The 14,738-nt window shown below is 54.7% G+C and carries 5 protein-coding genes; all 5 read left to right on the top strand.

Annotated features, from left to right (window positions below; translation table 11 throughout):
* Positions 1 to 20 precede the first annotated feature (20 nt).
* The 5 genes from hemC to K0H81_RS01645 all read left to right on the top strand — a co-directional run bounded on the left by hemC (position 21) and on the right by K0H81_RS01645 (position 14,655).
* On the top strand, positions 21 to 950 hold the full coding sequence (gene hemC / locus K0H81_RS01665; protein WP_144200113.1) for a hydroxymethylbilane synthase: 930 nt from the start codon (positions 21 to 23) through the stop codon (positions 948 to 950).
* 2 nt (positions 951 to 952) lie between these two features.
* A complete protein-coding gene (locus K0H81_RS01660; protein ID WP_144200115.1) occupies positions 953 to 1,684 on the top strand; it encodes a uroporphyrinogen-III synthase in 732 nt (243 codons plus the stop codon).
* A gap of 55 nt (positions 1,685 to 1,739) precedes the next feature.
* Positions 1,740 to 2,882 (top strand): uroporphyrinogen-III C-methyltransferase, encoded by a 1,143-nt coding sequence (locus K0H81_RS01655; protein WP_220059664.1) that lies wholly within the window; start codon positions 1,740 to 1,742, stop codon positions 2,880 to 2,882.
* Positions 2,879 to 4,045, top strand: coding sequence for a heme biosynthesis HemY N-terminal domain-containing protein (locus K0H81_RS01650; RefSeq protein WP_220059663.1), 1,167 nt, complete (start codon positions 2,879 to 2,881; stop codon positions 4,043 to 4,045). Before K0H81_RS01655 ends, K0H81_RS01650 begins: the two co-directional genes overlap by 4 nt.
* Positions 4,046 to 4,335: 290 nt before the next feature.
* Positions 4,336 to 14,655, top strand: coding sequence for a retention module-containing protein (locus tag K0H81_RS01645; protein ID WP_220059662.1), 10,320 nt, complete (start codon positions 4,336 to 4,338; stop codon positions 14,653 to 14,655).
* Positions 14,656 to 14,738: the final 83 nt, after the last annotated feature.

The raw sequence follows: 14,738 nt of genomic DNA, 5'->3' as shown, positions 1-14,738 counted from the left end.
CCTCTGATGGAATATCGAGCATGTCTCAAAACGTCATTCGTATCGCTACACGTAAAAGTCCACTGGCAATGTGGCAAGCTGAATTTGTTAAAGCCGAACTAGAAAAAGCCCATGAGGGATTAGTCGTCGAACTCCTGCCGATGAGCACCAAGGGAGATGTCATCCTGGACACACCATTGGCAAAGGTTGGTGGTAAAGGCTTGTTCGTTAAAGAGTTGGAAGTTGCCATGCTAGAAGGCAAGGCAGATATCGCCGTGCACTCGATGAAGGATGTGCCGGTCGACTTCCCCGAAGGCCTGGGCCTACAGGTGATCTGCGAGCGTGAAGATCCCCGCGATGCCTTCGTCTCAAATACCTATAAAAACATCGAAGAGCTACCTCAGGGCGCCATCGTCGGCACCTCGAGCCTGAGACGCCAATGCCAGATCCGCGCGGCGCGCCCAGATCTTGAGATCCGCGACCTGCGTGGCAACGTAGGCACTCGCCTGGCTAAGCTAGATGCCGGCAACTATGACGCTATCATTCTGGCGGCCGCTGGCCTGAAACGCCTCAAACTCGAAGACCGTATCGCCAGCTTTATCTCGGCGGAAGACTCACTACCGGCTAACGGTCAAGGCGCCGTGGGTATCGAATGCCGCACCGACGATGAACGCGTCAAGGCGCTACTGGCACCGTTAGAGCATATCGAAACCCGCTACCGCGTGATCGCAGAGCGCGCCATGAACACCCGCCTGGAAGGTGGCTGTCAGGTACCAATCGGTGCCTACGCCGAAATCGACGGCGACACCCTGTCGCTGCGCGGCCTGGTAGGTAATCCAGACGGTAGCCAGGTGATCCGCGGCGCAACCAGTGGCGCTAAGCAAGATGCTGAGCAGCTAGGTATTGCACTGGCCGATGAGCTGCTATCTAAGGGCGCCAAAGCCATTTTAGATGCGGTATACGCCAAGTAAAAATGAAGCTACTCCTGACGCGCCCCGAAGGGCGCAATCAGTCTATGGCCGAGGCACTGTCACAACGTGACGTGCCTTTCACCATAGCGCCTCTGCTAGCGGTCGTCGCTAACCAAGCCGCCGACCATGAGCACAAGAAAAAGCTTTTTTATCAGTCTGATATCATCATCTTTATCAGCACCAATGCGGTAGAGTATGCCGATGCAGCCCTGGCGTCAGCTTGGCCTAAGGATAAGCAATATTTTGCGGTCGGTCAGGCAACCTATTGCGCCCTTAAGGACAAAGGCATTGTGGCCTTTGAGGCCCCCGAGTCTTGCCAGCAAACCGAAGGCCTGCTTACTTTAGCTCAATTGCAAGCCATTACAGGGCAACAGATCACCATAGTCCGGGGAGTCGGCGGCCGGGAAGCCCTAGCCAGCGAACTGACAGATAGAGGCGCCAAAGTCGACTACTGGGAGGTCTATCGCCGCGCCTGCCCGCAACTCGATCCCCACATTCCCTATGAATGGCGAGAGCAAGCAATTGACACCATAGTGATTACCAGTGGTGAAATTCTGGCCAATCTAATTACACTTGTACCTAAAGAATTATTTGCTTGGCTGCACGCATGTCATATTATAGTGCCCAGCGCACGTGTCTATGACCAAGCCATTGCGGCAGGTTTTACACGGGTCACCAATGCAAAAGCAGCAAACCGCGACGCAGTACTCACAGCCTTAGGTTTACAGGATTAAGCCTTCTTATACCGCTGCTCGCCGATGTCGCCCTCGTCTTCAAGGATCTGCCTAAATGGACAAAAATACCCAAGAGAGTAAAGCGGTCGCCACCACAGAGCACGATGAGTCTATCGATGCGACCTTTACCGACACGCCACAGGCCAAATCGACGGCATCCCAGGAGACCAAGCCTGCTCAGTCTGGCGGCGGGGTTTCATGGGGATTTCTCTTTAATCTGGTATTTATCCTAATACTCCTGTTTGCCACGGCAACCGGTGGCTTCTACCTGTATCAGGAGCTGACCCAGCAAAAAGAAAAGACGGCCGCGCTGGCTAAACAGCTGCAACAGGGGCTGGACGATCCGCGCACCCGCATTACCCACCTAGAGCAGCAGCAACGCGCGACAGAAAATCAATTAGATCAAAAACTTGCCCAGCTACAAACCAAGCAGGGTGAGGTGCAGGATCAGGTGAACAAGCTGGCGCAGCGCAACCCCAACCATTGGATGGCCGAGGAAGCCAAATACCTGGTCAGAATGGCGGGCAATAAGCTGTGGCTAGAGAAAGATCCCCAGACAGCGCTTAGCCTGCTGGAGGCCGCTGACGATCGCATCGCAACCATGAAAGATCCATCGCTCACGCCGATCCGTAAGGCCTTGGCCCGTGACATGAACGATGTTGCCGCCATCAAGAGTACCGATATCGCCGGCACTGTACTCAGCCTGGATACCATCATAGAACGCCTGCCTAAACTCAAGGTCAATCGCAGCGAGTCCAAGATCAACGCCAAAGACGACTCGCTGCAAGTCACCGAATCTATCGACGACTGGCAGAGTAATCTGGCCAAGTCCTGGCAGGCACTCATCGAAGAGTTCGTCATCATACGCAAGCGCACCACAGATCCCGCACCACTACTGGCACCCGATCAACAGTGGTATCTTGTTGAAAATATTCGCAACAAACTCCTTCAGGCGCAACTGGCCCTGTTCCGACAGGATCAAGTGAACTACCGTCAGTCGGTGACACTATCCAGAAAATGGATCTTCCAGTATTTCGATCTCGGCGACAACAAGACCGAGCAGACCCTGGCCGCACTGGATGCTCTGGCCACCCTCGAAATTCAATCGCCAACCATAGAGCAATTTGCCGCCACGCCACTGCTACAGCAACTGGTGACCAACGGCAGCCTGATTAACGACCGGGAGACATCGCTATGATAAGAGCCTTGATCTACCTGGTAATCGTCATGATAGGTTTAATTGCCAGTCCCTATCTCTCCTGGCTAAAAGGCTATATCTATATCGCCATCGGCGACTATGAGCTTGAAACCAGTCTGGTATTTGCCATTTTTGCCGCCGTCATGTTTTACGTGGGACTGGTATTGCTCGAGATGTTGGTCGTCTGGAGCATAAACTTGATCCTAAACAGCCGCCTGCTACCGGAAAAATGGCGTCGTAAAGCTGCCAGAAAACACACCCTCACAGGCGCCTTAGCCTTAGCCGAAGAAGATTGGTCCACCGCCGAAAAGGCTATGGCCCGCGGCGCAGACAAGGGCGAGATCCCGGCATTAAACCTGTTGGCCGCCGCCCGCGCCGCCCAGCACAGAAACGATCATGACGCCCGTGACCATTACCTCAACGAGGCAGCCAAAGATCCTGCGGCCTACAAGGCGGTACTCACGACACGAGTAAGATACCTGCTACAACAGGGGGAACTTACCCAGGCACGCGCCCTGCTGGATGAGCTCAATCCGACCAGCAAGAGCAAGCCACCGGTATTGGGCTTGGCACTCGATCTCTATCGTGCCCAGGAAGATTGGTCGGCCCTCAAGCTGCTACTTCCCATCGTTAAGAAGCGCGGCATCATAGATGAAAGCGAGCATCAAGCGCTGAACGCGGAGGTTAACCTGGAGCTGCTCAAGCAAGCTGCGGGGCAGAACGAACAGGCATTAGAAAAAGCCTGGCACTGGCTTTCCCGCGCAGAACGTAAGCAAACCGAGTTTATTGCACAATATGCCCTGGGCCTCGCTAAATTCGAGCGCAGAGATGAGGCGATCAAACTCCTGATGAAACAGGCAAAACAGCAACCCACGCAGGCGATCTTCGACGCCCTGCCTCGGGTACTGACCCCAGCGGATCTCGACGCAAGAAAGCAACTTTTTGAACTTGAAAAGAAACTCGGCGAGCAAACCGAATACCAGGCCTGCATCGCCGCGCTGTACGATCAGAGCAAGGAGTTCAGAGAATCTCAGAAGTGGTGGTCTAAAGTCTGCCAACAATCTCCTACCAAACAGCGCTGGCTGGCACTTGCTGAGGCCTGTGAGCACCTGGGTGAACAGAACCAGGCCCTCCAACATTATCGAAAAGCGGCAATTTTTTGACGCTTTTTTATACTGTTTTCAACTAAGAAACCACCTTTACTGGTGGTTTTTTATTTATAAAAATACCCTCAACCCACTTCCTTACATATAACCCGCTTTAAAACAATTAATTAGTTGTATTTTTACAAAAACACACTATTTTCCCCTATTTTTCCCTTAATTGCCGCTATTTGACAGCTATTCAATGCCAACCACACTTAAAGGGATAAACCACGTGGACATTCCAATAGCAAGCGCAAAATAGAACTCTTTTGCTCTTGATTTTACTCTTTGTAGAGCGAGAAATGATTATGGGTGCTTCAATCACAACACAGGATGCAGTAGTTGTTAACCTTGTTGGCGAACTCAAGGTTAAAGATGAACAAGGAAATATCAGAGAGGTAAAAATAGGCGACCTGATCCATGCCGGGGAGCAACTTATATTTTCACCCAATGCTAAGTTTAATCTTGAATATGAAGATGGCTCATCAACGACCCAAGCCAACTTGATGCAAGACACGCTTAATCAAGACACAACGGTGAGTCAGGACACAAGTCAGGGACAACAGAGCGACGCCGCGCCGCAAACCGACACGCCGGTAGCCTTGGATCCCGAAATAGCTGCGCTACAGGCTCAGATACTGGCCGGTGAAGATCCGACCCAAGGACTGCCTGAAACCGCCGCCGGTGCCGGCACGCCAGCTAACCAAGGGGATGCTTACTTCGTCTCCGTCGGCAGGACCGGTGATGAAACCCTCGCCGATGCCGGCTGGGACACAGCAGGTTTCCCACTGACGCCAGATACCACGGTTGAAGAGGTGATCATTCCCGAGCTTCAACCCAGCGCGCCCACAGTCTCTTCAGCAACCTTCTCGCTATTTGAGGCCAATCTGGCACAGGGTAGTTCACCTTCGGCACTGCTCACCAATTTTGCCAACAGTATTCAAACCGAAGCAGATGCAGGTATTAGCAGCCTGACCATCAATGGCATTAACATTATTAGTGGCGGCCAATTTGCTGGTCCTATAGTGATCAACACGCCAAATGGCGTCCTCACCATCACCGGCTTTGACAGCACGTCGGGACAATTTACCTACGACTACGCCTTCAATAGCTCAGCCGATCACAGCGCAGGCGACCAGCTGCAACTCCTATTCAATATAGAGCTAGTCGATAATCAAGGCGATATCGCCACAGGTACCATTACGGTCAATATTGTCGACGATCAGCCAGAAGGTTTCGCCGACAGCAACGTCGTCTCCGAAGATACGGCTACCGTGGCAACAGGCAACTTACTGGTCAACGATATACAAGGTGCAGACTCAGCAGAGGTCACCGCTGTCACTAACAGCCAAGGCTCCTCAATTAGCCTTGGTGAAACCAATAGCATCCAAGGTCAGTTCGGGGTACTCACCCTGTTTGCCGATGGTAGCTATAGCTATCAACTCAACAATGGATCCAGCGCAGTACAATCACTCGCACTTGGCCAGCAGATAACCGAAACCTTTAACTACCTGCTAACCGATAGCGACGGCGATTCGGTACTCGTCCCGCTAACCATAACCATTACAGGTACTAACGATCTTCCTGTGCTTACAATTGATGGCCTAGGCGGCGTGATCGAGGATGCCAGCAACCCTAACCTCACCGACAGCGGCGCACTCAGCTTCACCGATGTGGATGTCAACAACACCCACAACGTCACCGAGGTCTACAACGATGACATCAGCTGGAGCGGCGGCGACCTGACCAGCGTGCTCAGCGCGGCGCAAATTCAGAGCCTGATTGACGGCTTCAGCGTCGACAGCGACAGCTGGGACTACAGCATTCTTAACAGTGACGTGCAGTTCCTCGCCCTGGGTGAGACCATCACCTTAAGCTTTGAGGTCACCGTCACCGATAACGATGGCGGGTCTGATACCAAGACCGTCAGCCTCACCATTACCGGTACCAATGACCTGCCGGTACTCACCGTGGACGCCACTGGCGGCGTAGTGGAAGATGCCAGCAACCCTAACCTGACCGACAGCGGCGCACTCAGCTTCACCGATGTGGATGTCAACAACACCCACAACGTCACCGAGGTCTACAACGATGACATCAGCTGGAGCGGCGGTGACCTGACCAGCGTGCTCAGCGCGGCGCAAATTCAGAGCCTGATTGACGGCTTCAGCGTCGACAGCGACAGCTGGGACTACAGCATTCTTAACAGTGACGTGCAGTTCCTCGCCCTGGGTGAGACCATCACCTTAAGCTTCGAGGTCACCGTCACCGACAACGACGGCGGGTCTGATACCAAGACCGTCAGCCTCACCATTACCGGCACCAATGACCTGCCGGTACTGACCGTGGACGCCACTGGCGGCGTGGTGGAAGATGCCAGCAACCCTAACCTCACCGACAGCGGCGCACTCAGCTTCACCGATGTGGATGTCAACAACACCCACAACGTCACCGAGGTCTACAACGATGACATCAGCTGGAGCGGTGGTGACCTCACCAGCGTGCTCAGCGCGGCGCAAATTCAGAGCCTGATTGACGGCTTCAGCGTCGACAGCGACAGCTGGGATTACAGCATTCTTAACAGTGACGTGCAGTTCCTCGCCCTGGGTGAGACCATCACCTTAAGCTTCGAGGTCACCGTCACCGACAACGACGGCGGGTCTGATACCAAGACCGTCAGCCTCACCATTACCGGCACCAATGACCTGCCGGTACTGACCGTGGACGCCACTGGCGGCGTCACCGAAGATGCCAGCAATCCTAACCTCACCGACAGCGGCGCACTCAGCTTCACCGATGTGGATGTCAACAACACCCACAACGTCACCGAGGTCTACAACGATGACATCAGCTGGAGCGGTGGCGATCTGACCAGCGTGCTCAGCGCGGCGCAAATTCAGAGCCTGATTGACGGCTTCAGCGTCGACAGCGACAGCTGGGATTACAGCATCCTCAACAGTGACGTGCAGTTCCTCGCCCTGGGTGAGACCATCACCTTAAGCTTCGAGGTCACGGTCACCGACAACGACGGCGGGTCTGATACCAAGACCGTCAGCCTCACCATTACCGGCACCAATGACCTGCCGGTACTGACCGTGGACGCCACTGGCGGCGTGGTGGAAGATGCCAGCAACCCTAACCTCACCGACAGCGGCGCACTCAGCTTCACCGATGTGGATGTCAACAACACCCACAACGTCACCGAGGTCTACAACGATGACATCAGCTGGAGCGGTGGTGACCTCACCAGCGTGCTCAGCGCGGCGCAAATTCAGAGCCTGATTGACGGCTTCAGCGTCGACAGCGACAGCTGGGATTACAGCATTCTTAACAGTGACGTGCAGTTCCTCGCCCTGGGTGAGACCATCACCTTAAGCTTCGAGGTCACCGTCACCGACAACGACGGCGGGTCTGATACCAAGACCGTCAGCCTCACCATTACCGGCACCAATGACCTGCCGGTACTGACCGTGGACGCCACTGGCGGCGTCACCGAAGATGCCAGCAATCCTAACCTCACCGACAGCGGCGCACTCAGCTTCACCGATGTGGATGTCAACAACACCCACAACGTCACCGAGGTCTACAACGATGACATCAGCTGGAGCGGTGGCGATCTGACCAGCGTGCTCAGCGCGGCGCAAATTCAGAGCCTGATTGACGGCTTCAGCGTCGACAGCGACAGCTGGGACTACAGCATTCTTAACAGTGACGTGCAGTTCCTCGCCCTGGGTGAGACCATCACCTTAAGCTTCGAGGTCACCGTCACCGACAACGACGGCGGGTCTGATACCAAGACCGTCAGCCTCACCATTACCGGCACCAATGACCTGCCGGTACTGACCGTGGACGCCACTGGCGGCGTCACCGAAGATGCCAGCAATCCTAACCTCACCGACAGCGGCGCACTCAGCTTCACCGATGTGGATGTCAACAACACCCACAACGTCACCGAGGTCTACAACGATGACATCAGCTGGAGCGGTGGCGATCTGACCAGCGTGCTCAGCGCGGCGCAAATTCAGAGCCTGATTGACGGCTTCAGCGTCGACAGCGACAGCTGGGACTACAGCATTCTTAACAGTGACGTGCAGTTCCTCGCCCTGGGTGAGACCATCACCTTAAGCTTCGAGGTCACCGTCACCGACAACGACGGCGGGTCTGATACCAAGACCGTCAGCCTCACCATTACCGGCACCAATGACCTGCCGGTACTGACCGTGGACGCCACTGGCGGCGTAGTGGAAGATGCCAGCAACCCTAACCTCACCGACAGCGGCGCACTCAGCTTCACCGATGTGGATGTCAACAACACCCACAACGTCACCGAGGTCTACAACGATGACATCAGCTGGAGCGGTGGTGACCTCACCAGCGTGCTCAGCGCGGCGCAAATTCAGAGCCTGATTGACGGCTTCAGCGTCGACAGCGACAGCTGGGATTACAGCATTCTTAACAGTGACGTGCAGTTCCTCGCCCTGGGTGAGACCATCACCTTAAGCTTCGAGGTCACCGTCACCGACAACGACGGCGGGTCTGATACCAAGACCGTCAGCCTCACCATTACCGGCACCAATGACCTGCCGGTACTGACCGTGGACGCCACTGGCGGCGTCACCGAAGATGCCAGCAATCCTAACCTCACCGACAGCGGCGCACTCAGCTTCACCGATGTGGATGTCAACAACACCCACAACGTCACCGAGGTCTACAACGATGACATCAGCTGGAGCGGTGGTGACCTCACCAGCGTGCTCAGCGCGGCGCAAATTCAGAGCCTGATTGACGGCTTCAGCGTCGACAGCGACAGCTGGGATTACAGCATTCTTAACAGTGACGTGCAGTTCCTCGCCCTGGGTGAGACCATCACCTTAAGCTTCGAGGTCACCGTCACCGACAACGACGGCGGGTCTGATACCAAGACCGTCAGCCTCACCATTACCGGCACCAATGACCTGCCGGTACTGACCGTGGACGCCACTGGCGGCGTAGTGGAAGATGCCAGCAACCCTAACCTCACCGACAGCGGCGCACTCAGCTTCACCGATGTGGATGTCAACAACACCCACAACGTCACCGAGGTCTACAACGATGACATCAGCTGGAGCGGTGGTGACCTCACCAGCGTGCTCAGCGCGGCGCAAATTCAGAGCCTGATTGACGGCTTCAGCGTCGACAGCGACAGCTGGGATTACAGCATTCTTAACAGTGACGTGCAGTTCCTCGCCCTGGGTGAGACCATCACCTTAAGCTTCGAGGTCACCGTCACCGACAACGACGGCGGGTCTGATACCAAGACCGTCAGCCTCACCATTACCGGCACCAATGACCTGCCGGTACTGACCGTGGACGCCACTGGCGGCGTCACCGAAGATGCCAGCAATCCTAACCTCACCGACAGCGGCGCACTCAGCTTCACCGATGTGGATGTCAACAACACCCACAACGTCACCGAGGTCTACAACGATGACATCAGCTGGAGCGGTGGTGACCTCACCAGCGTGCTCAGCGCGGCGCAAATTCAGAGCCTGATTGACGGCTTCAGCGTCGACAGCGACAGCTGGGATTACAGCATCCTCAACAGTGACGTGCAGTTCCTCGCCCTGGGTGAGACCATCACCTTAAGCTTCGAGGTCACGGTCACCGACAACGACGGCGGGTCTGATACCAAGACCGTCAGCCTCACCATTACCGGCACCAATGACCTGCCGGTACTGACCGTGGACGCCACTGGCGGCGTGGTGGAAGATGCCAGCAACCCTAACCTCACCGACAGCGGCGCACTCAGCTTCACCGATGTGGATGTCAACAACACCCACAACGTCACCGAGGTCTACAACGATGACATCAGCTGGAGCGGTGGTGACCTCACCAGCGTGCTCAGCGCGGCGCAAATTCAGAGTCTGATTGACGGCTTCAGCGTCGACAGCGACAGCTGGGATTACAGCATCCTCAACAGTGACGTGCAGTTCCTCGCCCTGGGTGAGACCATCACCTTAAGCTTTGAGGTCACGGTCACCGACAACGACGGCGGGTCTGATACCAAGACCGTCAGCCTCACCATTACCGGCACCAATGACCTGCCGGTACTGACCGTGGACGCCACTGGCGGCGTCACCGAAGATGCCAGCAACCCTAACCTCACCGACAGCGGCGCACTCAGCTTCACCGATGTGGATGTCAACAACACCCACAACGTCACCGAGGTCTACAACGATGACATCAGCTGGAGCGGTGGCGATCTGACCAGCGTGCTCAGCGCGGCGCAAATTCAGAGCCTGATTGACGGCTTCAGCGTCGACAGCGACAGCTGGGACTACAGCATTCTTAACAGTGACGTGCAGTTCCTCGCCCTGGGTGAGACCATCACCTTAAGCTTCGAGGTCACGGTCACCGACAACGACGGCGGGTCTGATACCAAGACCGTCAGCCTCACCATTACCGGCACCAATGACCTGCCGGTACTGACCGTGGACGCCACTGGCGGCGTGGTGGAAGATGCCAGCAACCCTAACCTCACCGACAGCGGCGCACTCAGCTTCACCGATGTGGATGTCAACAACACCCACAACGTCACCGAGGTCTACAACGATGACATCAGCTGGAGCGGTGGTGACCTCACCAGCGTGCTCAGCGCGGCGCAAATTCAGAGCCTGATTGACGGCTTCAGCGTCGACAGCGACAGCTGGGATTACAGCATTCTTAACAGTGACGTGCAGTTCCTCGCCCTGGGTGAGACCATCACCTTAAGCTTCGAGGTCACCGTCACCGACAACGACGGCGGGTCTGATACCAAGACCGTCAGCCTCACCATTACCGGCACCAATGACCTGCCGGTACTGACCGTGGACGCCACTGGCGGCGTCACCGAAGATGCCAGCAATCCTAACCTCACCGACAGCGGCGCACTCAGCTTCACCGATGTGGATGTCAACAACACCCACAACGTCACCGAGGTCTACAACGATGACATCAGCTGGAGCGGTGGCGATCTGACCAGCGTGCTCAGCGCGGCGCAAATTCAGAGCCTGATTGACGGCTTCAGCGTCGACAGCGACAGCTGGGATTACAGCATCCTCAACAGTGACGTGCAGTTCCTCGCCCTGGGTGAGACCATCACCTTAAGCTTCGAGGTCACGGTCACCGACAACGACGGCGGGTCTGATACCAAGACCGTCAGCCTCACCATTACCGGCACCAATGACCTGCCGGTACTGACCGTGGACGCCACTGGCGGCGTGGTGGAAGATGCCAGCAACCCTAACCTCACCGACAGCGGCGCACTCAGCTTCACCGATGTGGATGTCAACAACACCCACAACGTCACCGAGGTCTACAACGATGACATCAGCTGGAGCGGTGGTGACCTCACCAGCGTGCTCAGCGCGGCGCAAATTCAGAGCCTGATTGACGGCTTCAGCGTCGACAGCGACAGCTGGGATTACAGCATTCTTAACAGTGACGTGCAGTTCCTCGCCCTGGGTGAGACCATCACCTTAAGCTTCGAGGTCACCGTCACCGACAACGACGGCGGGTCTGATACCAAGACCGTCAGCCTCACCATTACCGGCACCAATGACCTGCCGGTACTGACCGTGGACGCCACTGGCGGCGTCACCGAAGATGCCAGCAATCCTAACCTCACCGACAGCGGCGCACTCAGCTTCACCGATGTGGATGTCAACAACACCCACAACGTCACCGAGGTCTACAACGATGACATCAGCTGGAGCGGTGGCGATCTGACCAGCGTGCTCAGCGCGGCGCAAATTCAGAGCCTGATTGACGGCTTCAGCGTCGACAGCGACAGCTGGGACTACAGCATTCTTAACAGTGACGTGCAGTTCCTCGCCCTGGGTGAGACCATCACCTTAAGCTTCGAGGTCACCGTCACCGACAACGACGGCGGGTCTGATACCAAGACCGTCAGCCTCACCATTACCGGCACCAATGACCTGCCGGTACTGACCGTGGACGCCACTGGCGGCGTAGTGGAAGATGCCAGCAACCCTAACCTCACCGACAGCGGCGCACTCAGCTTCACCGATGTGGATGTCAACAACACCCACAACGTCACCGAGGTCTACAACGATGACATCAGCTGGAGCGGTGGCGATCTGACCAGCGTGCTCAGCGCGGCGCAAATTCAGAGCCTGATTGACGGCTTCAGCGTCGACAGCGACAGCTGGGACTACAGCATTCTTAACAGTGACGTGCAGTTCCTCGCCCTGGGTGAGACCATCACCTTAAGCTTCGAGGTCACCGTCACCGACAACGACGGCGGGTCTGATACCAAGACCGTCAGCCTCACCATTACCGGCACCAATGACCTGCCGGTACTGACCGTGGACGCCACTGGCGGCGTAGTGGAAGATGCCAGCAACCCTAACCTCACCGACAGCGGCGCACTCAGCTTCACCGATGTGGATGTCAACAACACCCACAACGTCACCGAGGTCTACAACGATGACATCAGCTGGAGCGGTGGTGACCTCACCAGCGTGCTCAGCGCGGCGCAAATTCAGAGCCTGATTGACGGCTTCAGCGTCGACAGCGACAGCTGGGATTACAGCATCCTCAACAGTGACGTGCAGTTCCTCGCCCTGGGTGAGACCATCACCTTAAGCTTCGAGGTCACCGTCACCGACAACGACGGCGGGTCTGATACCAAGACCGTCAGCCTCACCATTACCGGCACCAATGACCTGCCGGTACTGACCGTGGACGCCACTGGCGGCGTCACCGAAGATGCCAGCAATCCTAACCTCACCGACAGCGGCGCACTCAGCTTCACCGATGTGGATGTCAACAACACCCACAACGTCACCGAGGTCTACAACGATGACATCAGCTGGAGCGGTGGTGACCTCACCAGCGTGCTCAGCGCGGCGCAAATTCAGAGCCTGATTGACGGCTTCAGCGTCGACAGCGACAGCTGGGACTACAGCATCTTAAACTCTCTCATTCAGTTCCTTGCTGAAGATGAGACCATTACCCTGAGCTTCGATGTCACCGTCACAGATAATGACGGTGGAACAGATACCCAAACAGTCACTATCACCATTAACGGTAATAATGATCCGATTGAGGGTGAGTTTGCTAAAGAGATCTGGGTACCCGCCTCACTTGCAGAAATAGCCATACCTTATCTAGATGGTTACCCACTTGGTATCGATGTACCGACAGATCAGGACTATAACGATGTCATTACCATTACTGGATTAAGTCTATCCTTCGTTGATCCCGACGAAACAGCCAACATAGGTGAGATCTGGTATGTCGATGACGATTCGGGAGTATTGACCCTGTATGACTTTGATAATCCGGTCGTGCTTTCGGCTTCAGAACTCGGTACCTTAGTGTATGTCCCTGGAGATAATACAGGTATCGAAGATCAACTAGATATCAATCTAACCTTCACGATCAACTCAGGTTCCGATAGCGTTGATGGCAACTTTGTCATACATACGGTTCCTGCAAATAGCCTGGGCGGAAATACCGTACTAATCGGTGATGGCTCATCACCATTGACGTCAGGTAATGACCAAGATGCTTATCTGACTGTCAGCAGTGCATTTGCCAGCGCCATTAACTTAGATCCAAGCAGCGGTGCTTTAGATCTATTTACCGATTTCCAAAAATCACCTTTCGACATCCCAATTCCTAATAGCGAGATTGGTGGACCGACTGGCATTGAAAGGGAGCAGGAAGTATCTGTAAGGCTGACCATTAACGGTATCACCTTTATTGTGATAGCAGCAGCGAATGGCGTAACAGATTGGTTCTATGACGCTAATTCCGGTTTGATGAGTGCTCATATCTCTTATACAGACATTCTAATGGAATCTGACAATAGCATCACGCTGGCCGATTATCTCGGTGCCAATCCTGTCGATCCAGGTGATATTTGGACCATCACCTACTTGGATAATGATGGCGGCTCTTATCAGGCACGCTTTGTTCAGGCAACCTTTACCCATGAACTGCTCCCTGATACCGCAATAACTGTCACAGGAACTGATAATGTAGATAATCTCATTTTCGGTACTACAGAAGGAGACTCGTTAACTGGGGCAAACCTTGATGACGAAATTTATGGTCGAGAAGGTAACGACTCCATATTCGGATTGGAAGGCGACGATCAACTCATCGGTGGCTCTGGTGACGATCTGATCGAAGGCGGAAGTGGTAATGACATCATCTTAGGAGGCCTAGGCGACGATACTATCGATGGCGGTATAGGAGCCGATGTACTCATTGGTGGTGCGGGCAGCGACTCTATAGATGCAGGTATAGATAGCGATATAGATACCTTTGTTTGGGATGTTGGGTCCGATGACAGCAGCATAGATACTGTGCTCAACTTCGATATCAGTATGGATAAGTTAGATTTATCTGCCATATTGGTCGATGAAGAGAGTGGTGTATACGCTTTAGATCAATACTTAGCGTTCAATTTCAGTGGTGGTAACACTGAGATCTCTGTTGATGCCAACCATGATGGAGTGGTGGATCTCACTATAGTATTGAACAATGTTGACTTAACCAATAACAACACCTTAAGTGATGCTCAGATCATCAACAACCTACTCGGTAACGAAAACTTGGTAATTGATACAATTCCATAACAGCTGACATTATCGTGACAGCCTGTAAGGCCAAGCCCTAACAATTAGTGGTTTGGCCTTTTTATTTGTCAATCTTAAGCATT

The sequence above is a fragment of the Shewanella halotolerans genome, assembly GCF_019457535.1.
In the GTDB taxonomy this organism is placed as follows: domain Bacteria; phylum Pseudomonadota; class Gammaproteobacteria; order Enterobacterales; family Shewanellaceae; genus Shewanella; species Shewanella halotolerans.
The sequence above is the reverse complement of the archived record's forward strand: the minus strand, read 5'-3'. Positions and strand labels throughout refer to the sequence as shown.

Bases quoted from the DNA above. Each gene is read 5' to 3' on its own strand.
- hemC (WP_144200113.1), top strand. From the start codon at position 21: ATGTCTCAAAACGTCATTCGTATCGCTACACGTAAAAGTCCACTGGCA.
- K0H81_RS01660 (WP_144200115.1), top strand. From the start codon at position 953: ATGAAGCTACTCCTGACGCGCCCCGAAGGGCGCAATCAGTCTATGGCC.
- K0H81_RS01655 (WP_220059664.1), top strand. From the start codon at position 1,740: ATGGACAAAAATACCCAAGAGAGTAAAGCGGTCGCCACCACAGAGCAC.
- K0H81_RS01650 (WP_220059663.1), top strand. From the start codon at position 2,879: ATGATAAGAGCCTTGATCTACCTGGTAATCGTCATGATAGGTTTAATT.
- K0H81_RS01645 (WP_220059662.1), top strand. From the start codon at position 4,336: ATGGGTGCTTCAATCACAACACAGGATGCAGTAGTTGTTAACCTTGTT.